The organism is Cupriavidus sp. 05N38 (assembly GCF_056397345.1).
The window spans coordinates 86,356-107,120 of the sequence record NZ_JBFTNF010000028.1 but is presented as its reverse complement, the minus strand read 5'-3'; the positions used below and the strand labels follow the sequence as shown (position 1 = coordinate 107,120).

Annotated in this window: 16 protein-coding genes; 14 read left to right on the top strand and 2 right to left on the bottom strand. The window is 66.9% G+C overall.

Annotated elements, in window-relative coordinates; translation table 11 throughout:
• The 14 genes from AC1DK4_RS20500 to AC1DK4_RS20435 all read left to right on the top strand — a co-directional run.
• Nucleotides 1-737 (top strand): 2-oxo acid dehydrogenase subunit E2 (locus tag AC1DK4_RS20500; protein WP_477131737.1); only part of this gene is annotated, 737 nt, incomplete at its 5' end.
• Nucleotides 738-750: 13 nt separating this feature from the next.
• On the top strand, nucleotides 751-2,514 hold the full coding sequence (lpdA, locus tag AC1DK4_RS20495; RefSeq protein WP_441615730.1) for a dihydrolipoyl dehydrogenase: 1,764 nt from the start codon (nucleotides 751-753) through the stop codon (nucleotides 2,512-2,514).
• 167 nt (nucleotides 2,515-2,681) lie between these two features.
• Nucleotides 2,682-4,976 carry an NADP-dependent malic enzyme gene (locus AC1DK4_RS20490; protein ID WP_441615728.1) on the top strand — a complete coding sequence of 765 codons (2,295 nt, stop codon included), beginning with the start codon at nucleotides 2,682-2,684 and terminating at the stop codon, nucleotides 4,974-4,976.
• Nucleotides 4,977-5,027: 51 nt separating this feature from the next.
• Entirely contained in the window at nucleotides 5,028-6,380 is a 1,353-nt protein-coding gene (locus AC1DK4_RS20485; protein WP_441615727.1) for a dicarboxylate/amino acid:cation symporter, read from the top strand.
• Between the two features lie 13 nt (nucleotides 6,381-6,393).
• Entirely contained in the window at nucleotides 6,394-7,752 is a 1,359-nt protein-coding gene (locus tag AC1DK4_RS20480) for an NAD(P)/FAD-dependent oxidoreductase (protein ID WP_441615725.1), read from the top strand.
• A 77-nt stretch (nucleotides 7,753-7,829) separates the two neighbouring features.
• Nucleotides 7,830-9,521 (top strand): class I poly(R)-hydroxyalkanoic acid synthase, encoded by a 1,692-nt coding sequence (phaC, locus tag AC1DK4_RS20475; protein ID WP_441615724.1) that lies wholly within the window; start codon nucleotides 7,830-7,832, stop codon nucleotides 9,519-9,521.
• A 64-nt stretch (nucleotides 9,522-9,585) separates the two neighbouring features.
• Nucleotides 9,586-10,761, top strand: a complete 1,176-nt coding sequence (locus AC1DK4_RS20470) for an acetyl-CoA C-acetyltransferase (protein WP_441615722.1) — start codon at nucleotides 9,586-9,588, stop codon at nucleotides 10,759-10,761.
• Between the two features lie 29 nt (nucleotides 10,762-10,790).
• Nucleotides 10,791-11,537, top strand: a complete 747-nt coding sequence (gene phbB / locus AC1DK4_RS20465) for an acetoacetyl-CoA reductase (RefSeq protein WP_441615720.1) — start codon at nucleotides 10,791-10,793, stop codon at nucleotides 11,535-11,537.
• Between the two features lie 98 nt (nucleotides 11,538-11,635).
• Nucleotides 11,636-12,295, top strand: a complete 660-nt coding sequence (locus tag AC1DK4_RS20460) for a DUF6781 family protein (RefSeq protein WP_441615718.1) — start codon at nucleotides 11,636-11,638, stop codon at nucleotides 12,293-12,295.
• 129 nt (nucleotides 12,296-12,424) lie between these two features.
• Nucleotides 12,425-13,828, top strand: a complete 1,404-nt coding sequence (locus AC1DK4_RS20455; RefSeq protein ID WP_477131736.1) for a cytochrome ubiquinol oxidase subunit I — start codon at nucleotides 12,425-12,427, stop codon at nucleotides 13,826-13,828.
• A gap of 5 nt (nucleotides 13,829-13,833) precedes the next feature.
• A complete protein-coding gene (locus AC1DK4_RS20450; protein ID WP_441615748.1) occupies nucleotides 13,834-14,829 on the top strand; it encodes a cytochrome d ubiquinol oxidase subunit II in 996 nt (331 codons plus the stop codon).
• Nucleotides 14,830-15,025: 196 nt separating this feature from the next.
• Nucleotides 15,026-16,801, top strand: coding sequence for a sensor histidine kinase (locus AC1DK4_RS20445; protein WP_441615715.1), 1,776 nt, complete (start codon nucleotides 15,026-15,028; stop codon nucleotides 16,799-16,801).
• Nucleotides 16,794-18,152, top strand: a complete 1,359-nt coding sequence (locus tag AC1DK4_RS20440) for a sigma-54-dependent transcriptional regulator (protein WP_441615713.1) — start codon at nucleotides 16,794-16,796, stop codon at nucleotides 18,150-18,152. The genes AC1DK4_RS20445 and AC1DK4_RS20440 overlap by 8 nt, the downstream gene beginning before the upstream one ends.
• A 72-nt stretch (nucleotides 18,153-18,224) precedes the next feature.
• Entirely contained in the window at nucleotides 18,225-19,466 is a 1,242-nt protein-coding gene (locus AC1DK4_RS20435) for a polyhydroxyalkanoate depolymerase (RefSeq protein ID WP_441615712.1), read from the top strand.
• On the opposite strand, the gene AC1DK4_RS20430 is transcribed toward AC1DK4_RS20435, so the two are convergent.
• Together AC1DK4_RS20430 and AC1DK4_RS20425 are read right to left on the bottom strand one after the other, a co-directional pair.
• Nucleotides 19,427-19,720 carry a hypothetical protein gene (locus AC1DK4_RS20430; protein ID WP_441615710.1) on the bottom strand — a complete coding sequence of 98 codons (294 nt, stop codon included), beginning with the start codon at nucleotides 19,718-19,720 and terminating at the stop codon, nucleotides 19,427-19,429. The genes AC1DK4_RS20435 and AC1DK4_RS20430 overlap by 40 nt on opposite strands.
• A 74-nt stretch (nucleotides 19,721-19,794) precedes the next feature.
• Nucleotides 19,795-20,742: an amino acid ABC transporter substrate-binding protein gene (locus AC1DK4_RS20425; protein ID WP_441615708.1), complete on the bottom strand. Its 948-nt coding sequence runs from the start codon at nucleotides 20,740-20,742 to the stop codon at nucleotides 19,795-19,797.
• Nucleotides 20,743-20,765: the final 23 nt, after the last annotated feature.

The window sequence follows — 20,765 nt, the reverse complement described above, 5'->3', positions numbered from 1 at the left end:
GCCTGGACCTGCTGCCTTGGCCCAAGGTCGACTTCGCCAAGTTCGGCCCGGTCGAGCGCAAGGAACTGAGCCGCATCAAGAAGATCTCGGGCGCCAACCTGCACCGCAACTGGGTGGTGATCCCGCACGTCACCACGCACGACGAAGCCGATATCACCGACCTGGAGCAGTTCCGCGTGCAGATGAACAAGGAACTGGAGAAGAGCGGCGTCAAGATCAGCATGCTGCCCTTCATGATGAAGGCAGCCGTGGCCACGCTCAAGAAATTCCCCGAGTTCAACGCCAGCCTGGACGGCGACACCCTGGTGCTCAAGCAGTACTACCACATCGGCTTCGCGGCCGACACGCCCAACGGCCTGATGGTGCCGGTGATCCGCGACGTCGACAAGAAGAGCATCCCCGACATCGCGCGGGAGATGGGCGAACTGGCCAAGCTGGCGCGCGAGGGCAAGCTCAAGCCCGACCAGATGTCGGGCGGCACCTTCACCATCAGCTCGCTCGGCGGCATTGGCGGCATCAACTTCACCCCCATCATCAACGCGCCCGAGGTCGCGATCATGGGCGTGTGCAAGAGCTTCTGGAAGCAGCACTCCAGCGATGGCAAGAACTGGGCTTCGCGCCTGACGCTGCCGCTGTCGTTGTCATGGGACCACCGTGTCATCGACGGCGCCGCGGCGGCCCGCTTCAACGTCTATTTTGCCAACCTGCTCGCCGATCTGCGGCGTGTGCTGTTCTGAGGGGCGCGCTGCAATGACCCAACGTGTCGAAGTCAAAGTGCCGGATATCGGTGATTTCAAGGATGTCACGGTGATCGAGGTCATGGTCAAGCCCGGCGAGACCATCGCCGTGGATACCAGCCTGATCGCGGTCGAGTCCGACAAGGCCTCGATGGAGATCCCATCCACCCACGCCGGCGTGGTCAAGGAGATCACCGTCAAGGTCAACGACAAGGTGAGCGAGGGATCGGTGATCCTGGTGGTGGAGGCTGCCGAGGCCGCTGCAACCGCTGCGGCACCCGCCGTGCCCGCGGCCCCATCGGCGCCGCCCAAGCCAGCGCCAGCCGCCGCGCCCGCGCCCAACGCCGCCAGCTACACCGGCAAGGCGGACCTGGAATGCGAAATGCTGGTGCTGGGCGCCGGCCCCGGTGGCTATTCCGCCGCGTTCCGCAGCGCCGACCTGGGCATGAAGACCGTCCTGGTGGAGCGCTACGACACGCTTGGCGGGGTCTGCCTCAACGTGGGCTGCATCCCCTCCAAGGCGTTGCTGCACACCGCATCGGTCATGGATGAAGTGGCGACCCTGCCCGACCACGGCATCCGCTACGGCGCGCCCGAGATCGACCTGGACAAGCTGCGTGGCTTCAAGGACAGCGTCATCAAGAAGCTGACCGGCGGCCTGGCCGGCATGGCCAAGGCGCGCAAGGTCGAGGTGGTGACCGGCGTCGGCAGCTTCCTCGACCCGTATCACCTGGAGGTGGTGGCGGCCGATGGCGGCAAGCGCGTGATCAGGTTCGCCAAGGCCATCATCGCGGCGGGCAGCCAGGCGGTGAAGCTGCCGTTCATGCCCGACGACGAGCGCGTGGTCGACTCCACCGGCGCGCTGCTGCTCAAGTCGATCCCCAAGCGCATGCTGGTGGTGGGCGGCGGCATCATCGGGCTGGAGATGGCCACGGTCTACTCCACGCTGGGCACGCGCATCGACGTGGTGGAGATGCTCGATGGCCTGATGCAGGGCGCGGACCGCGACCTGGTCAAGGTGTGGGAGAAGAAGAACACCCACCGCTTCGACCACGTCATGCTCAAGACCAAGACGGTGGGCGCCAAGGCGACGCCCGCCGGCATCGAAGTCAGCTTCGAGGGCGAGAAGGCGCCGGCCCCGCAGGTCTATGACCTGGTGCTGGTGGCGGTGGGCCGCAGCCCGAATGGCCGTGCCATCGGCGCGGAAAAGGCCGGCGTGGCCGTCACCGAGCGCGGCTATATCGACGTCGACCGGCAGATGCGCACCAACGTTGCGCACATCCACGCCATCGGCGACATCGTCGGCCAGCCGATGCTGGCGCACAAGGCCGTGCATGAAGCGCACGTGGCGGCCGAGGCCGCGCACGGTGAAGCGGCATTCTTCGACGCACGCCAGATTCCGTCGGTCGCGTACACCGATCCGGAAGTGGCGTGGGCCGGCAAGACCGAGGAGCAGTGCAAGGCCGAAGGCATCAAGATCGGCAAGGCAGTGTTCCCGTGGGCCGCGTCCGGTCGCGCCATCGCCAACGGGCGCGACGAGGGCTTCACCAAGCTGCTGTTCGACGAAGCCACGCATCGCGTGATCGGCGGCGGCATCGTCGGCACGCACGCCGGCGACCTCATCAGCGAGGTGTGCCTGGCCATCGAGATGGGCTGCGAGCCCGCCGACATCGGCAAGACGATCCACCCGCACCCGACGCTGGGCGAATCCATCGGCATGGCCGCCGAGGTATTCGAGGGTCATTGCACCGACTTGCCGCCGGTGAAGAAGAAATAGGCTTGTCGGGCGTCCGAGTGAGCGCGATGCCGCACCACGGCAGCAGTGTTTATGCGCCCACCTGGAAGTCCGACCCACCAGACAGATCTGGCAAGGCCGCCACACCGGCCTTGCATCCCGCACCAAGCACACCTGATCCGACGCCCCGGCGGCGCCATGGAGACAATATGACCGACAACCTGCGCGAAGCCGCACTCGATTACCACCGCTACCCGACCCCCGGCAAGATTTCCGTGACGCCGACCAAGGCCATGGCCACGCAGCGCGACCTCGCCCTCGCCTACTCGCCGGGCGTCGCCGACGCCTGCATGGAGATCGTGCGCGATCCGGCCGAGGCGATGAACCTCACGTCGCGCGCCAACCTGGTCGCCGTGATTACCAACGGCACCGCGGTGCTGGGCCTGGGCAATATCGGGCCGCTGGCGGGCAAGCCGGTGATGGAGGGCAAGGGCTGCCTGTTCAAGAAGTTCGCCGGCATCGATGTATTCGACATCGAACTGGCGGAGGACGACCCGGATGCGCTGATCGATACCATCGCCCGCATGGAGCCGACCTTTGGCGGCATCAACCTGGAAGACATCAAGGCGCCCGAGTGCTTCTACATCGAGAAGAAGCTGCGCGAGCGCATGAAGATCCCGGTCTTCCATGACGACCAGCACGGCACCGCCATCGTGGCTGCCGCGGCCATCCTCAATGCGCTCAAGCACGTCGGCAAGGATATCTCCGAGGTCAAGCTGGTGGCTTCCGGCGCGGGCGCGGCGGCGCTGGCCTGCCTGGATCTGATCGTCAGCCTGGGCCTGCCGATCGGCAATGTGTTCGTCTCCGACAGCAACGGCGTGGTCTATCTTGGCCGCAAGGAGCAGATGGACCCGAACAAGGCACGCTACGCGCAGGACACCTCCGCGCGCACGCTGGCCGACATCATCGGCGGCGCGGATATCTTCCTGGGCCTGTCGGCTGGCGGCGTGCTCAAGCCCGAAATGGTCAAGGTGATGGCACGCGACCCGATCATCCTGGCCATGGCCAACCCCACGCCGGAGATCGCGCCGGAGGATGCGCTGGCGGTGCGCCCCGATGCCATCCTGGGCACCGGGCGCTCGGATTACCCGAACCAGGTCAACAACGTCCTGTGCTTCCCGTTTATCTTCCGCGGCGCGCTGGACGTGGGCGCCACCACCATCAACGAGGAAATGAAACTGGCCGCCGTGCGGGCCATCGCCGAACTCGCCCACGCGGAGATCCCTGAAGTGGTCGCCCAGGCATACGGCGCGGTGGGCCTGCGCTTCGGCGCCGAATACCTGATCCCCAAGCCGTTCGACCCGCGCCTGATCGAAGCGGTGGCGCCCGCCGTGGCCCGTGCCGCGATGGACAGCGGCGTGGCAACGCGCCCGATCGCCGACATGGAGGCGTATCGCCAGCGCCTTGGCCAGTTCGTCTACCAGTCGCGCAGCGCCATGGGGCCGGTGTTTGCCGCCGCCAAGCGCGCGCCCAAGCGGGTGATCTACGCCGAAGGCGAGGACGAGCGCGTGCTGCGCGCCGCCCAGGTGGTGATCGACGAGGGCATCGCGCGCCCGTTGCTGGTAGGCCGCCCCGATGCGATCGTCGAGCGCATTTCCCAATTCGGCCTGCGCCTGCGGCCCGGCGTGGATTGCGAGTGCGTGGATCCGCTGGACCCCGCCGTCTACCGCGACGCCGCCGAGGCGTACTACCAGCTGAGCTCCCGCGACGGCGTCTCGCGCGCGCTGGCACAGACGGAGGTGCGCAGCCGCGGCACGCTGCTGGGCGCCATGCTGGTGCGCCAGGGCCGGGCCGACGCCATGCTGTGCGGCACCGTTGGCCGCTTCCAGGACCATCTCGCCTACGTGCGGGACACCATCGGCCTCAAGTCCGGCAGCGAGACACTCGCGGCCATGCAGATGCTGATGCTGCCCGGTCGGCAGCTGTTTATCTGCGACACCCACGTCAACCTCGACCCGACGGCCCAGCAGATCGCCGACATCACCCTGCTGGCGGCCGAAGCGGTCCGGCGCTTCGGCATCACGCCCAGCGTGGCCCTGCTTTCCCACTCCAACTTCGGCGGCTCCACCGCGCCGGCGGCGGTGAAGATGCGCGAAGCGCTGGCACTGGTCAAGGCGCGCGAACCCTCGCTGGCCGTGGAAGGCGAGATGCGCGGCGATGCGGCGTTGTCCAGGCAGATCCTGGAGCACGAGTTCCCCGAATCCTGCCTGCCCACGGAAGCCAACGTGCTGGTGATGCCAAACGTGGATGCCGCCAACATCTCGTACAACCTGATGCGCATCGCCGCGGGCGGCGGCATCACGGTGGGAGGCATCCTGCTCGGCGCCGCGCGCCCGGTGCACATCCTGACGTCCTCGTCCACGGTCCGCCGCATCGTCAACATGAGCGCCGTGGCAACGGTCGACGCCAACGCGCAGCGCGCAACGGCCTGGGCGCTCGATTGAGCGGCCCTCCCCCCGGCGCCGGCGACAAGTAAAACCACAAAGGAGACACCCATGGACAATCAGAGTCACCCCAAGCCGTTTTACCGATCCCTGTACTTCCAGGTCATCACCGCGATCGTTATCGGCGTGATCCTGGGGCACTTCTATCCGCAGGCCGGCGCGGCGATGAAACCGTTGGGAGACGGCTTCATCAAGCTGATCAAGATGATCATCGCGCCGATCATCTTCTGCACCGTGGTGGTAGGCATCGCCGGCATGGAGGACATGAAGAAGGTCGGCAAGACCGGCGGGCTGGCGCTGCTGTACTTCGAGGTGGTGAGCGGCATTGCGCTGGTCGTCGGCCTGGTGATCATCAATATCGTCAGGCCCGGGGCGGGCATGAATGTCGACGTGAGCACGCTCGATACCAAGAGCATTGCCGCCTACACCGAGCCGGGCAAGATGCAGGGCACGGTGGATTTCCTGCTGCATGTGATCCCCAATACCGTGGTGGACGCCTTTGCCAAGGGCGAGATCCTGCAGGTGCTGCTGTTCGCCGTGATGTTTGGTTTCGCCCTGCATAAGTTTGGCGGGCGCGGCACGCTGGTGTTCGATTTCATCGAGAAGTTCTCGCATGTGCTGTTCACCATCGTCGGCTACATCATGAAGGTGGCCCCCATCGGCGCATTCGGGGCGATGGCGTTCACCATCGGGAAATACGGCGTGGGCTCGCTGCTGCAGCTTGGCCAGCTGATGGCGACGTTCTACGCGACCTGCCTGTTCTTCATCTTTGTCGTGCTTGGCGGCATCGCGCGCGCGCATGGGTTCTCGATCTGGAARTTCATCAAGTACATCAAGGAGGAACTGCTGATCGTGCTGGGCACGTCGTCGTCCGAGTCGGTGCTGCCGCGGATGATGGCCAAGCTGGAGAACCTGGGCGCGCGCAAGTCCGTCGTGGGGCTGGTGATCCCTACCGGCTACTCGTTCAACCTGGATGGCACGTCCATCTACCTGACCATGGCGGCCGTGTTCATCGCCCAGGCGACCAACACCGACATGAGCCTGACGCAGCAACTCACGCTGCTGGCCGTGCTGCTCCTCACCTCCAAGGGCGCCGCCGGCGTCACCGGCAGCGGCTTCATCGTGCTGGCGGCCACGCTGTCGGCGGTGGGGCATGTGCCGGTGGCTGGCCTGGCCCTGATCCTGGGCATCGACCGCTTCATGTCGGAGGCGCGCGCCCTGACCAACCTCATCGGCAACGGCGTGGCCACGGTGGTGGTCGCCAAATGGACCGGCGACCTGGATGTTGCGCGTATGCACCGCCGGCTGGACAACGAATCGGATGCCGAGGCCGACGAGCCGGAAGCGGTGCTGGATCCGCTGGTTGCCCGCATGCCGGCCCCCGGCACCACCCTGACCCGGTGAACGGCAGGCCACGATGAAACCCTCCACCTATCGTCCCGGTGCTTCCCTGAAGGCACCGCATCGCATCGTCATCGTCGGCGGCGGCGCGGGCGGGCTTGAACTCGCCACCCGGCTGGGCGACACCCTCGGCCGGCGCGGGCAAGCCGAAGTCACGCTCATCGAGAAGACCCGCACCCACGTGTGGAAGCCCAAGCTGCACGAGATCGCCGCCGGCAGCATGGACATGAGCGCCCACGAGGTGGGCTATCTCGCGCAATCGCACTGGCACCACTTCCGCTACCGCGTCGGCGAAATGGTAGGCCTGGACCGGGAGCGCCGGGAGGTGCTGGTGGCGCCTTATGTAGACGACGAAGGCGCGCAGATCACGCCGCTGCGCACCTTTGGCTACGACACCCTGGTCATCGCGGTGGGCAGCCAGAGCAATGACTTCGGCACGCCGGGCGTCTACGAGCACGCCATGCGCCTGGAGTCCGCCGCGGACGCGCTGCGCTTTCACTCGCGCATGGTCAACGCCTGCATCCGCGCCCATGCGCAGACCGCGCCCCTGCTGGCCCAGCAGCTGCACGTAGCCATCATCGGCGCCGGCGCCACGGGCGTGGAACTGGCGGCCGAGCTGCACCGCACCACCCGCGAGGTGGTGGCCTTCGGCCTGGACCGTGTCGACGCCGACAAGGACATCCGGGTCACGCTGATCGAAGCCGCGCCGCGCGTGCTGCCGGCGCTGCCGCCGCGCTTGTCCAGCGCCACGGAGGGCCTGCTGCGCAAGCTCGGCGTGGAAGTGCTCACCGACGCCAAGGTGGCCGAGGTGCTGCCCGGTGGCGTGCAGCTGGGCGATGGCCGGCTGCTGCCGGCGGAGCTGGTGGTATGGGCGGCGGGCGTGAAGGCGCCCGACTTCCTCAAGGATCTTGCCGGCCTTGAAACCAACCGGATCAACCAGCTGGTGGTGCACCCCACGCTGCAGACCAGCCGCGACGAGAACATCTTCGCGATTGGCGACTGCGCGGCGTGCGCATGGCCCGAGGCCAACCAGGGCAAGGGCGGCTTCGTGCCGCCGCGCGCCCAGGCCGCGCACCAGCAGGCTTCGCACATGGCCAGGCAGGTCCGCGCCCGCATGGCGGGCAAGGCGCTGGCCAACTATCGCTACCGCGATTTCGGCTCGCTGGTATCGCTGGGCGAGTTCAGCACCGTGGGCAACATGATGGGCGGCCTGATCGGCGGGAGCCTGATGGTGGAGGGATTGTTCGCCCGGATGATGTACCTGTCGCTCTACAAGATGCATGAACTGGCATTGCACGGCTTTGCCAAGGTCGCCCTCGACACGCTGGCGCGCTCCATCGTCAGGCGCACCGAGCCGCATGTGAAGCTGCACTGAGCCCCGTGCCGCCGTCCCGCACACGCACACGCACAAGCACAAGCACACGCACAAGCAACCGCACTCTTCCGGACCCCATGACCAATCCCACCTCCGATCCCTCCCGCTGGATTGCCGAGCTCTTCAGCGCGCAACAGACCATGCTGCGCGCGTTCGGCGCCGCACCCGGAGAGGCGCCGCAAGACGCCGACGCCACGCCCGCGCCGGTCTCCATGCTGGCGGCGGCGCGCGCGCTCGCCGCCTGGCCGGAACAGGCCCTCAGGCAAATGAGCGCGCTCTGGCCGGCGGGCGAGCCCGCCGGCAGCCCGGACCGCCGCTTTGCCGCACAAGCCTGGCGCGACGACCCGCGCTTTGCGCTGGCGGTGCGCCATTACCAGAGCTACGCCACGCTGCTGCAAGGCGCGATCGAGCAAGCGCCGGCCGATGCGCAGACCAAAGGCCAGTGGCAATTTGCGCTGCGCCAGGTGCTGGATGCGCTCAGCCCGGCCAATTGCCTGGCCACCAACCCCGAGGCGCTGCAGCTGGCGGTGGACTCCGGCGGCGCCAGCTTGGTGGAAGGCATGCGCCTGTTCCTGCAGGACCTGGCCAAGGGACGCGTCTCGATGACCGATGAGCAGAGCTTCGAGGTCGGGCGCAACGTGGCCACCACGCCGGGCGCGGTGGTGTATGAGAACGAGCTGATGCAGCTCATCCAGTACGCGCCGGGCGCGGGCAAGGTCCATCAGCGCCCGTTGCTGATCGTGCCGCCCTGCATCAACAAGTTCTACATCCTCGACCTGCAGCCCGAGAACTCATTCGTCGCCCATGCGGTGGCGCAAGGGCATACGGTCTTCCTGGTGTCCTGGCGCAACGTGGAGCAAGCGCAGGGACACCTGACCTGGGACGACTACCTTGAACAAGGCGTGCTGCGCCCCATCGATGTGGCGCAGGAGATCAGCGGCGCCGACCGCGTCAACACCCTGGGCTTCTGCGTCGGCGGCACGCTGCTGGCCTGCGCGCTGGCCGTGGCCGCCGCGCGCGGCCAGGACAAGGTTGCCAGCGTCACGCTGCTCACCACGATGCTGGACTTCGTTGATACCGGCGAGATCGGCCTGCTGGTCAACGAAGCCATGGTCGCGATGCGGGAGGCCACGATCGGCCGCGGCGGGCTGCTGCGCGGCCGCGAGCTGGCCCATGTGTTCGCCGCGCTGCGCGCCAACGACCTGATCTGGCCCTATGCGGTCAACAGCTACCTGAAGGGCAGCGCGCCGCCGGCGTTCGACCTGCTGTCCTGGAACTGCGACGACACCAACCTGCCGGGGCCGATGTACTGCTGGTACCTGCGCAACGCTTACCTGGAGAACCGCCTGCGCGTGCCGGGCGGCACCGTGCAATGCGGGGAGCCGGTGGACTTTGCCCGGGTCCGGGTGCCCGCTTTCCTCTATGCCTCGCAGGACGACCACATCGTGCCGTGGGGCAGCGCCTATGCCACCACGCGCCTGTTGGGCGGCCCGACGACCTTCGTGCTGGGCGCCAGCGGCCACATCGCCGGCGTGATCAACCCGCCGGCCAAAGGCAAGCGCCACCACTGGACCGGCCCGCTCCAGGGCGATCCGCAACGCTGGCTTGACGGCGCCGAGCGCGCCGAAGGCAGCTGGTGGCCGGCCTGGACCCGCTGGCTGGCGCAACACGCCGGCGCGCGCACCGCTACGCGCCGGTCGCTCGGCAACGCCGCCTACCCCGTGATCGAGCCCGCACCCGGGCGCTACGTCAAGGCGAAGGCCGGCTAGCTATCCGCAGTCTGGCCTGCCAATCCCCTATCCACCCTACCCCCGATTCACCCAGGAGAGTCACATGGAAGATGTTGTTATCGTCGCCGCAGCCAGAACCGCCGTCGGCAAGTTCGGCGGCTCGCTGGCCAAGGTGCCGGCCCCCGAACTCGGCGCCACGGTCATCAAGGCCTTGCTCGAGCGCAGCGGCCTGAAGCCGGAAATGGTCGACGAGGTGCTGCTGGGCCAGGTGCTGACCGCGGGCAGCGGGCAGAACCCCGCGCGCCAGGCCGCCCTCAAGGCGGGCCTGCCGAACACCGTGCCCGCCATGACCATCGGCAAGGTCTGCGGCTCCGGCCTGAAGGCCGTGCACCTGGCGGCCCAGGCCATCAAGTGCGGCGATTCGGATATCGTCATCGCCGGCGGCCAGGAGAACATGAGCGCATCGCCGCACGTGCTGGCGGGATCGCGCGACGGCCAGCGCATGGGCGACTGGAAGCTCACCGACACGATGATCGTCGACGGCCTGTGGGACGCCTTCAACCAGTACCACATGGGCACCACCGCCGAGAACGTCGCCAAGGCGTACAACATCTCGCGCGAGCAGCAGGACGCGTTCGCGGCCGCGTCGCAGCAGAAGGCCGAACAGGCGCAGAAGACCGGCCGCTTCAAGGACGAGATCGTGCCGGTCTCGATCGTCTCGAAGAAAGGCACCGTGATCTTCGATACCGACGAGTTCATCAAGCACGGCACCACCGCCGATGCCCTGGCGGGCCTGCGGCCGGCCTTCGACAAAGCCGGCTCCGTCACCGCCGGCAATGCCTCCGGCCTGAACGACGGCGCCGCGGCGGTCCTGATGATGTCGGCCAGCAAGGCGCGCGAACTGGGACTCAAGCCCCTGGCCCGCATCGCCTCCTATGCCTCGGCCGGGCTCGACCCGACCATCATGGGCATGGGCCCGGTCCCGGCCTCGCAGCGTTGCCTGCAAAAGGCCGGCTGGAGCATCAACGACCTGGACCTGATGGAGATCAACGAGGCCTTCGCCGCCCAGGCGTGCGCGGTCAACCAGGAGATGGACTGGGACGCCAGCAAGATCAACGTCAATGGCGGCGCCATCGCCATCGGGCATCCCATCGGGGCATCGGGCTGCCGCATCCTGGTCACCCTGCTGCACGAGATGGCCCGGCGCGACGCCCGGCGCGGCCTGGCGTCGCTATGCATCGGCGGCGGCATGGGCGTGGCGCTGGCTGTCGAGCGCTAAGACAGCATTCATTACACAAGGAGAAAACGATGAGCAAGCAACGCGTAGTACTGGTCACGGGCGGCATGGGCGGCCTGGGTGAAACCATTTCCACCAAGATGGCCGATGCCGGCTACCGGGTGGCGGTCACCTATTCGCCGGGCAACACCACCCATGGCGAATGGGTCCAGCAGATGAAGGCGCGCGGCTACGACATCCTCGCCGTGCCCTGCGACGTGGCGGACCTCGATTCGTGCGCGAAGGCGGTGGCGGCCGTGATGGAAGTCGCCGGCCCGGTCGACGTGCTGGTCAACAACGCCGGCATCACGCGCGACATGACCTTCAAGAAGATGGACAAGGTGAACTGGGACACGGTGCTGCGCACCAACCTGGACAGCCTGTTCAACATGACCAAGCAGGTCGCCGACGGCATGGTGGAGCGCGGCTGGGGCCGCATCGTCAATGTCTCGTCGGTCAACGGCTCGAAGGGCGCGTTCGGCCAGACCAACTACTCGGCAGCCAAGGCTGGCGTGCACGGCTTCACCAAGGCGCTGGCGCTGGAAGTCGCCAGGAAAGGCGTCACGGTAAACACCATCTCGCCCGGCTACATCGGCACCAAGATGGTCACCGCCATTCCCGAGGAGATCCTGAACACCAAGATTCTGCCGCAGATCCCGGTAGGCCGGCTGGGCAAGCCGGAAGAAGTGGCGGGCCTGATCATCTACCTGGCCTCCGAGGAAGCCGCCTTCGTGACCGGCGCCAACATCGCCATCAACGGCGGCCAGCATATGCAGTGACGTCTGGCAGTGGCGGCCGGCGCACGGCCGCCGCATGGCCACCGCATGGCCACCGCATGGCAACAGAACAACTACGCAAGGCAGCAACCGGAGACCACATGAAATCCATGGGCATCGATCGCGACGCGCTGATTCAGCAGTTCACGCAAGCGTCGGAGAAGCAAGGCGAATCCCTGCAGCAAGCGGTCCAGCAAGCGACGCTCAAGGCATTGCAAAGCCGGGAACTGACGCTCAAGAGCATCAAGGACACGCTGAAGATGGTCACCCAGGCGGCCTCCTCCGGGGCGGCCAGCAGCGGGCTCGCGGGAGCAGGGCTCGAGCCGATGCTGTCGCAGGTGGCGCAGGGCATGGACGCCGCGCTGGTGCAGGCGGTGGAGGCAAATCGCCGGGCGTTGCAGCAGATCGTCGACCAGGGCGCGCAATTGCGTGAAACGCACCTCAAGAAGGCCGTGGCCGACATCGAGAAGATGGAGGACGCGCTGTTCAGTACGGTGGCCAAATCCATCGGCGAGTTGCCGCAGGCCGTGCAGGGGCCGTGGTCGACGGTGCTGGACGGCATGAAGCTCAAGGGCACGGCCACCGGGGCCAGCGCGACGGCGGTGGTCGAGCAGCTGGCCACCCAGGCGCGCGAGTTCACGCGCGAGGGACGGGCCTTTGCGCAAAACAGCACCGAGGCCTGGCTCGAGCACTACGCCACGCTGGTCAGCGGCGTGCTGATCGGCATGTCGAATGGCTTGAGCGGCGAAGGCAAGCGCTGATCTCGTTCAAGCCACACCGCGGCCCGGCAATCTGCGTTGCCGCACGCCCCTCTCCCGCAAGCGGGAGAGGGGCGCATACCAGCCGCCCCCGCGGCGCCCATCCATAACCCACGGCGGAGGCCCGGATAGATGGATCCCATCCTGCTGGCGCGCATGCAGTTCGCTGCCAACATCACTTTCCATATCCTGTTCCCGACCATCAGCATCGGCCTGGGATGGTTGCTGCTGTTCTTTCGCTGGCGCTACCTGGCGGCCGACTCGCCACAGGTCCGCCATGCATGGCTGAATGCCTACCGGTTCTGGACCAAGGTGTTCGCGCTGACGTTCGCGCTTGGCGTGGTCAGCGGCATCACCATGAGCTTCCAGTTCGGCACCAACTGGCCGGGCTTCATGGAAACGGTCGGCAATATTGCCGGGCCCCTGCTCGCCTATGAGGTCCTGACCGCATTCTTTCTCGAAGCCGGCTTTCTCGGCGTGATGCTGTTCGGCCACGGCAAGGTAAGCGAACGGGTGCACCTGATGTCGACCTTCTTCGTCGCCTTCGGCACCACGCTCAGCGCCTTCTGGATCCTGGCGCTGAACTCCTGGATGCAGACGCCACAGGGCTACGAGATCATCAATGGTGAGTTCCACGTGCAGAGCTGGGTGGCCGTGGTCTTCAACCCCTCCTTCCCCTACCGCTTCTGCCATATGCTGCTGGCCTCGGCGCTGACCTGCGCCTTCCTGCTCGCCGGGCTGAGCGCGTGGCAGCTGCTCAAAGGCACGGCGCAGCTGTCCGCGCCCAAGGTGCTGCGGGTCGGGCTGACCCTTGCCGCGGCCGCGATCCCGCTGCAGATCGTGGTCGGCGACATGCACGGCCTGAACACGCTCGAGCACCAGCCGCAGAAGATTGCCGCCATGGAGGGCGTATGGGAGACGGAGCGCGGCGCGCCCTTGCTGCTCTTCGCCATTCCCGACGCAGGCGCTCGCACCAATCGCGCGGCCATCGGCATCCCCCATCTCGCCAGCCTGATCCTGACCCACCGCTCCGATGGCGAGATCCGCGGGCTGAACACGTTCGGCGATGCGCATCCGCCGGTCCTGCCGCTGTTTTTCGCCTTTCGCGTGATGGTGGGCATGGGCGTGCTGATGCTGGCGGCCASCTGGCTGGGCTGGTGGTGGTACCGCCGCGCCGGCTGGCAGCCGCAGCGGCTGCCGCGCGCGCTCCTGTGGGGACTCGCGGGCATGACCTTCTCCGGCTGGATCGCCACGGTGGCCGGCTGGTACGTCACCGAGATCGGGCGCCAGCCCTTTATCGTCTACGGCCTGCTGCGCACCGCCGATGTGGCCTCCAGCGTGCCGGCGCCCCATATCGCGCTCACGCTGGCGCTGTTCGTCACGGTGTACCTCGCGCTGATCGTCGCCTATGTCAGCGTGTTGAAGTACCTGGCGGAGAAGCCGGAGGCGCCGCCCGGGGACGAGCCCGCCGGACAAATCACCACTGCGCCCGGCGCCGTCGCCACGCACGCCTTGCCAATCGGGAGCCAGCCATGACCTGGATGCGTTTTGACGATGCCCTGCCCGTGATCTTCATGGCGCTGATGGGCGTGGCCATGCTGGTCTACGTGATCAGCGACGGCTATGACCTGGGCGTCGGCATGCTGATGCACCGGGCCACCCCGGCCGAGAAAGACGTCATGGTGGCATCGATCGGCCCGTTCTGGGATGCCAACGAAACCTGGCTGGTGCTCGGCATCGGCATCCTCCTCGTGGCTTTCCCTAGGGCGCACGGATTGATATTGACCGAGCTCTACCTGCCTGTCACGCTGATGCTGGTGGGACTGATCCTGCGCGGCGTGGCGTTCGACTTCCGGGTGAAGGTGAAGAGCGCGCACAAGCCGATATGGGATCGCCTCTTCTTCGCCGGCTCGACGATCGCGTCGGTCTCGCAAGGTTGGATGCTGGGACGTTACATCAGTGGCTTCGGTACCGGTTGGAACTATCCCCTGTTCGCTGCGGCCATCGCCGTGGCGTTGCCAATGGCTTATGTGCTGCTCGGCGCGTGCTGGCTCATCATGAAGACCGAGGGCGAACTCCAGCAGCGCGCGGTGCACTGGGCCAGGATCGCGTGGGCACCGATGGTATGCGGGCTGGCATTGATCTCGATTGCCACGCCCTGGATCAGCCCGGTGGTGCGCGAGCGCTGGTTCGTGCTGCCGCAGATCGTCGCCCTCGCCTCCATCCCGCTGGTGACCGGCCTCGCGCTCGTGGCCCTGCGCATGCTGCTGAACACCCGCGTGGTGCGCGGGCCGGTGAGCTGGCTGCCCTTCGTGCTGCTGATCGGAGTCTTTGTGCTCAGCTTCCTCGGGCTGGCCTACAGCATCTTTCCGTTTGTCGTGATCCACCGCCTGACCATCTGGCAGGCCGCCAGCAGCCCGGAGGCCTTGAAGGTGATCCTGGTGGGCGTGTGCATCTCGGTGCCGGCCATCGCCGGCTATACGGTGTTCTCGTACCGGGTATTCCGTGGCAAGACCGGCGAGCTCCGCTATGCCTAGCTGGCCCCGGAACATGCTGCGGCGCGACACGACGCACATCCCCGCCGACGGCTGCGCGGGTTTCGCGCAGCCGTGCTCCGGGAGTACACTGCATTCACTCGACCTGTGCCTGGACGAGCACAGGTCTCGCTTCCATCACTGGTATCCGCACGACAAGTCCTGCCTCGCCGAGGACCGCGGAGAAAGGGCTCGCGACATGAATCTCGGCCGTATGCGCATGGGAATCTGGTGCGGTATGGCATTGGTAGCGATCGCGCTGGCCACGTGGCTGGCCTATGCCATGGCGTTGCGCGCCGGGCTCGATCAGCTGCGGGTTGCCGCCCAGCATCGCCTCGATGTCGTGTCCGCGCGGCTTGACGGCGAGTTGTCCCGGTTCGACTACCTGCCATCGTTGCTCGAATCCACCACGGATGTCTTCGCGTTGCTCAGCCGGCCCGATGACGTGGCGCTCAAGCAGCAGGTCAGCCGTTACCTGCACGGCATCACCGCAACCGCCGGCGCCGACAACCTGTACGTCACCCAGCGCTCCGGCCTGACCCTGGCAGCGGCCGACTGGGACCAGCCGGGCACCCCGGTGGGCGCCGATCTCTCGTTCCGGCCGTATATGCGCGATGCGCTCGAGCACGGCCGGGGCCGCTTCTACGGCGTAGGGTTTACCTCCGGGCGGCCCGGCTATTACCTCGCCTACGCGCTACAGCAAGGCGGCGCGCAGCGCGGCGTGGCTACCGTCAAGGTCAACCTCGACGCGGTGGAACGCAACTGGGTCCAGATCCCGGGCAAGGTGCTGGTGGTCGACGCCCGCGATGTGGTCATCCTGGCGTCGCTCGCGCCGTGGCGGCTGCGCCCGCTGGCGCCGCTGACGCAAGCGATGCTGGCCGAGGCCGGCCTGGCGCGCACCTACGGCAAGTCCGACCTGATGCCGCTGGACTGGCAGGTACGCGCCAGGCTGGACGCCCACACCACGCGCGTGCGCCTCGATGGCATGGATTACCTGGCCTCGGAGCGCACGGTCAACCACGGCCTCTGGCGCATCATGCTGCTCGATGACGAACTGCCGGCGCGCAACCTGGCCCGCAACGCCGCCATCGGCGCCCTGCTGGCCTGCATGGTGATACTGCTGCTGGCGCTGGTGATTGCACTGCGCCTGCGCGCCGGGCAACAACAAGCCGCGGCGCAACGCGCGCTGCGCGCCGCGCACGATGGCCTGGAGGCCAAGGTGCTGGAGCGCACGGCCGAGCTGCGCGCGCTGCAGAACGACCTGGTCCATGCCGGCAAGCTGGCCGCGCTCGGGCAGATGTCCGCCGGCGTGGTGCACGAGCTCAACCAGCCGCTGGCGGCCATGCGCACGCTGTCGGACAACGCCGAGGTGCTGCTGGAAAAGGGCCGGCTCAAGGATGTGGCGGGCAATCTCCAGCGCATCGCCAAGCTGATCGACCGCCTTGGCCGCCTGACGCAGCAGCTCAAGGTCTTTGCCTTCAAGTCCCAGGACGCGGTGCAGCCGGTGCTGGTACGCCAGGCGGTGCAGGACGCACTGCTGCTCGTCAGCACCCGGATGCGCGAGCGCGATATCACGGTCAGCGTGGCGATCGACCCCGCCGACATCAGCGTCCTGGCCGACGAGATCCGCATCGAGCAGGTGATGGTCAACCTGCTGGGCAATGCCGCCGATGCCTTGTCGGGCGCGCCGGTGCGGGAGCTGGAGATCCACGCGGCCCGGCAAGAGCACCTCTGCATCGTCACCATCCGCGACACAGGCCCCGGCATCCATCCCGACGTGCTGCCCCGCCTGTTCGACCCATTCATTACAACCAAGCCGGCGGGCAAGGGCCTGGGCCTTGGCCTGATGATCTCGGCGCATATCGTGCGCGAGTTCGGCGGCCGCCTGTACGCCCGCAACCTGGCGCCCGCCGGTGCCGAGTTCGTGGTCGAGCTGCCGCTGGCGCCGTCGCATGAGAGAGAATCCAATGACTGACACCCATCCCATCCGCGTGGTTTTTGTCGAGGACGAGGAGGATGTGCTGGTGGGCAGCTCGCAGGCCCTCGAACTGGCGGGCTTCGCCGTGGACGGCTTTGCCTCGGTGGAGCAGGCGCGCAGCAGCATCGGTATCGGCGAGCCGGTGGTGGTGGTCTGCGATGTCAAGCTGCCGGGCATGAACGGCGTGGCCTGGCTCAACGAGATCCGGCACATCGACCCCGACCTGCCCGTGATCCTGATGACCGGCCACGGCGACATCACCATGGCGGTGCAGGCCATGCGCGAGGGCGCGTACGACTTCATCGAAAAGCCGTGTTCCTCCGAGCGGCTGGTCTCCGTGGTCAGGCGTGCCGCCGACCGGCGCAAGCTCAGCCTGGAAGTGCTGGGCCTGCGCGAGCAACTGGAAAGCTGGCACGGGATCCAGGCCTGCCTGATCGGCCGCTCCGCGCAGATGGAACGGGTGCGCCGCGCCGTGCGCGCGCTGGCCGATGCGCCGGCGGACGTGGTGATCTATGGCGAGACGGGCACGGGCAAGGACCTGGTGGCGCGCTGCCTGCACGACCACAGCGCGCGCCGCAGCGGCAACTTTGTGCCGCTGAACTGCGGCGGCCTGCCCGAAGCCCTGGCCGAGAGCGAGCTGTTCGGGCATGAGGTGGGCTCTTTCACCGGCGCCACGCGGCGGCGCTGCGGCAAGTTCGAGCATGCGCAGGGCGGCACCCTGTTCCTCGACGAAATCGAGAGCATGCCGATGTCGGTGCAAGTCAAGTTCCTGCGCGCGCTGCAGGAGCGCTCCATCGAACGGGTGGGATCGAACGAATCCATCGCGGTGGATTGCCGGGTCATTGCCGCCAGCAAGGAAGACCTGAAACTGCTCAGCGAGCAAAGGAAGTTCCGTGCCGACCTGTACTACCGCATTGGCGTGGCCTTTATCGACCTGCCGCCACTGCGCGAGCGCCGCGAAGATATCCCGCTGCTGTTCGAGCATCTCATCCTGCAGGCCGCCACCCGCTTCAACCGGCCGGCGCCGCTGCTCGGGAACGCGCAGTTCGAGCTGCTGCTGTCCCATTCCTGGCCGGGCAATGTGCGGGAACTGCGCAATGTGGCCGACCGTTTCGTGCTCGGGCTGCTGTCCGATGATTTCGAGCTGCACCGCAGCCACGCCGGCCACGGCAACAGCCTGCCCGAACAGCTTGAGCAGTTTGAACGGGTCGTTGTGATGGAGGAGCTCAAGCGCAACAACTGCGATGTGGCGGCTACCGCTAGGGCGCTCTCCATCCCCAAGCAAACGCTGTACTCCAAGCTGCGCCGCCTGCAGATCGCCTATGACAAGGTGCAGGCCGAGGAGTGATCCACGCTTGAACCTCAATCCCCCCGGTAGCGCGGGGGACGCCCCCATTTTCCAGACTTACAGGCATTCCCCATGCTTTACCAATTCCACGAACTCAAGAGCGCCATGCTGTTGCCGCTCACCGCGCTGGCGCAGGCAACGTCGCGCACTTTCACCAATCCGCTCAGCCCGTTGTCCATGATGCCGGGCGCCAACCGGATGGCCGCCGGCTACGAACTGCTCTACCGCCTGGGCAAGGACTACAAGAAGCCGCCCTTCGACATCAAGTCGGTGCGGTGCCACGGCCGGGACATTCCCATCGTGGAACAGACCATTGTGGAGAAGCCCTTCTGCAAGCTGCTGCGCTTCAAGCGCTATGCCGACGATCCGCAGGTCATCCAGTTGCTGAAGGACGAGCCGGTGGTGCTGGTGTGCGCCCCGCTGTCCGGCCACCACGCAACCCTGCTGCGCGATACGGTGCGAACGCTGCTGCAGCACCACAAGGTCTACGTGACCGACTGGATCGATGCCCGCATGGTGCCCGCGGAGGACGGCCCGTTCCACCTGACCGACTACGTACACTACATCCAGGACTTCATCCGCCAGATCGGCGCGGAAAACCTGCATGTCATCTCCGTGTGCCAGCCGGCCGTGCCTGTGCTTGCCGCCATCTCCCTGCTGGCTTCCGCCGGCGAGGCCACGCCGCGGACCATGACCATGATGGGCGGCCCGATCGATGCGCGCCGCAGCCCCACTGCCGTGAACGCGCTGGCCACCGACAAGTCCTTCGAGTGGTTCGAGAACAACGTGATCCATGCCGTGCCGGCCAACTACCCGGGCCACGGCCGCAAAGTCTACCCGGGCTTCCTGCAGCACGCCGGCTTTGTGGCGACCAACCCGGATCGCCACCTCTCATCGCACTACGACTACTACCAGAACCTGGTCGATGGCGACCTGGACGACGCCGAGGCCCATGTGCGCTTCTACGACGAGTACAACGCCGTGCTCGACATGGCCGCCGAGTATTACCTGGATACGATCCGCGATGTGTTCCAGGAATTCCGGCTGGCCAGCGGCACCTGGGAGATCGGCGGCAAGCCGGTACGGCCGCAGGACATCACGGGCGCGGCGCTGCTGACCATCGAGGGCGAACTGGACGACATCACGGGAGCGGGCCAGACCGCGGCGGCGCACGATCTTTGCTCGGGCATTCCCCGCGCGCGCAAGCAGCATGTGACAGCGCAGGGCTGCGGGCACTACGGCATTTTCTCCGGCCGACGCTGGCGCGAGGAAATCTATCCGCAACTGCGCGCGTTCATCGCCAGCCATCGCTGAGCGTTGCGGGCGCCCGCGGCCAGGCCGGAGGCGCTGAGGATGAATTCCGCAGACGCCGCCGCCGAATCGCGGCGGCGGCAGAGCAAGCCTGACCGAAGCAGCCGGCCGATCTGCCACTGATGGACATACAGCGCGCCGGCAGGCATTTCCGGCGCCTCCAGAAACGCGCCCTGGAGCGGCTCGCCCCAGGGATTGCACGCGACGCGCAGGCGCGCTCCCGCGGCCATCCGGCATAGCAGCTCGATCTGTTTCATGATTCGCCTTCCGGCTGCGCCAAAGCGCGCAGCCACGCCGACCCGACCGCTAGTCCCTTGGTCTGACTGGTCCCTTATTCCGACTGGTCCGGAATGGCCCGTATCAGCTCATCGAGCTGCGCGCTCATGGGCAAGCCGAGCCGCTCGCCGGTGGGCAGCTTGTTCATGAACCATTGCTTGTACGTGCGGTCCAGTTCCCCGGACACGGCCATCTCGCGCACGGCCTTGTCCACCATGGCGGCAAACTGCGGATCACCCTTGCGGAACAAGATCCCGTAGGGATCGTAGGAGAGGAAATCGCCGACAATCTGGAACTTGCCGCCAGCGCCGCCGCTACGCAGAAAACCGTACAGCAGCACATCGTCGCCCGCATAGGCGTCCGCGCCACCGTGCTGCAAAACCTGGAACGCATCGGCATGGTCCCGCGCCTTGATGACGTTCAGCTGCAGGCCGAAGCGAGCCGAGAGCCGCTCGAGCGCCTCCACATTCGTGGTGCCGCCGGTCGCGACTACGGTCTTCCCCTTCAGGTCCCTGAACGACTTGACCGGCGATCCCTTCGGCACCATCAGCTTGGTCCCGGCCACGAAGATCACCGGTGAGAACGACACGCGCTTCAGGCGCTCGACGTTCCTGGTGGTCGAGCCGCATTCCAGGTCGACCTTGCCGGACGTGACCGCATCGAAGCGGTTGTCCGAGGTGACCGGCGCCCATTGAATGCTGACCTCGCGGCCCACCTCCACCGCCGCCGCGTCCACGATCGCGCGGCAGATATCGATGGAATAGCCGACCGGCTTGCCAAGCCTGTCCAGGTACGAGAATGGCAAGGACGACTCGCGATAGCCGATGGTCAGGGTGCCGCTTTCCTTCGCCTTCTTCAGCGTGCCGGCCAGTTCCCCCGCCGGTTGCGCCGACGCCGCGCCGGCAGCCAGTGCCGCGCACAGCGCAACCGCCGCCCACGTCGCGATTCGCCGGCACCTGCGGCTGCCGCGCCCGCCGCCCACCCGTGTTCCATTTGAAAGCATTTGATTTGCACTCCTGCAGTGAT

Excerpts from the sequence above, each read along its gene's own strand:
- AC1DK4_RS20490 (WP_441615728.1), top strand. The coding sequence starts at position 2,682 with ATGACCGACAACCTGCGCGAAGCCGCACTCGATTACCACCGCTACCCG.
- AC1DK4_RS20440 (WP_441615713.1), top strand. The coding sequence starts at position 16,794 with ATGACTGACACCCATCCCATCCGCGTGGTTTTTGTCGAGGACGAGGAG.
- AC1DK4_RS20425 (WP_441615708.1), bottom strand. The coding sequence starts at position 20,742 with ATGCTTTCAAATGGAACACGGGTGGGCGGCGGGCGCGGCAGCCGCAGG.
- AC1DK4_RS20445 (WP_441615715.1), top strand. The coding sequence starts at position 15,026 with ATGAATCTCGGCCGTATGCGCATGGGAATCTGGTGCGGTATGGCATTG.
- AC1DK4_RS20470 (WP_441615722.1), top strand. The coding sequence starts at position 9,586 with ATGGAAGATGTTGTTATCGTCGCCGCAGCCAGAACCGCCGTCGGCAAG.
- AC1DK4_RS20460 (WP_441615718.1), top strand. The coding sequence starts at position 11,636 with ATGAAATCCATGGGCATCGATCGCGACGCGCTGATTCAGCAGTTCACG.
- AC1DK4_RS20480 (WP_441615725.1), top strand. The coding sequence starts at position 6,394 with ATGAAACCCTCCACCTATCGTCCCGGTGCTTCCCTGAAGGCACCGCAT.
- phbB (WP_441615720.1), top strand. The coding sequence starts at position 10,791 with ATGAGCAAGCAACGCGTAGTACTGGTCACGGGCGGCATGGGCGGCCTG.
- phaC (WP_441615724.1), top strand. The coding sequence starts at position 7,830 with ATGACCAATCCCACCTCCGATCCCTCCCGCTGGATTGCCGAGCTCTTC.
- AC1DK4_RS20430 (WP_441615710.1), bottom strand. The coding sequence starts at position 19,720 with ATGAAACAGATCGAGCTGCTATGCCGGATGGCCGCGGGAGCGCGCCTG.
- lpdA (WP_441615730.1), top strand. The coding sequence starts at position 751 with ATGACCCAACGTGTCGAAGTCAAAGTGCCGGATATCGGTGATTTCAAG.
- AC1DK4_RS20435 (WP_441615712.1), top strand. The coding sequence starts at position 18,225 with ATGCTTTACCAATTCCACGAACTCAAGAGCGCCATGCTGTTGCCGCTC.
- AC1DK4_RS20450 (WP_441615748.1), top strand. The coding sequence starts at position 13,834 with ATGCGTTTTGACGATGCCCTGCCCGTGATCTTCATGGCGCTGATGGGC.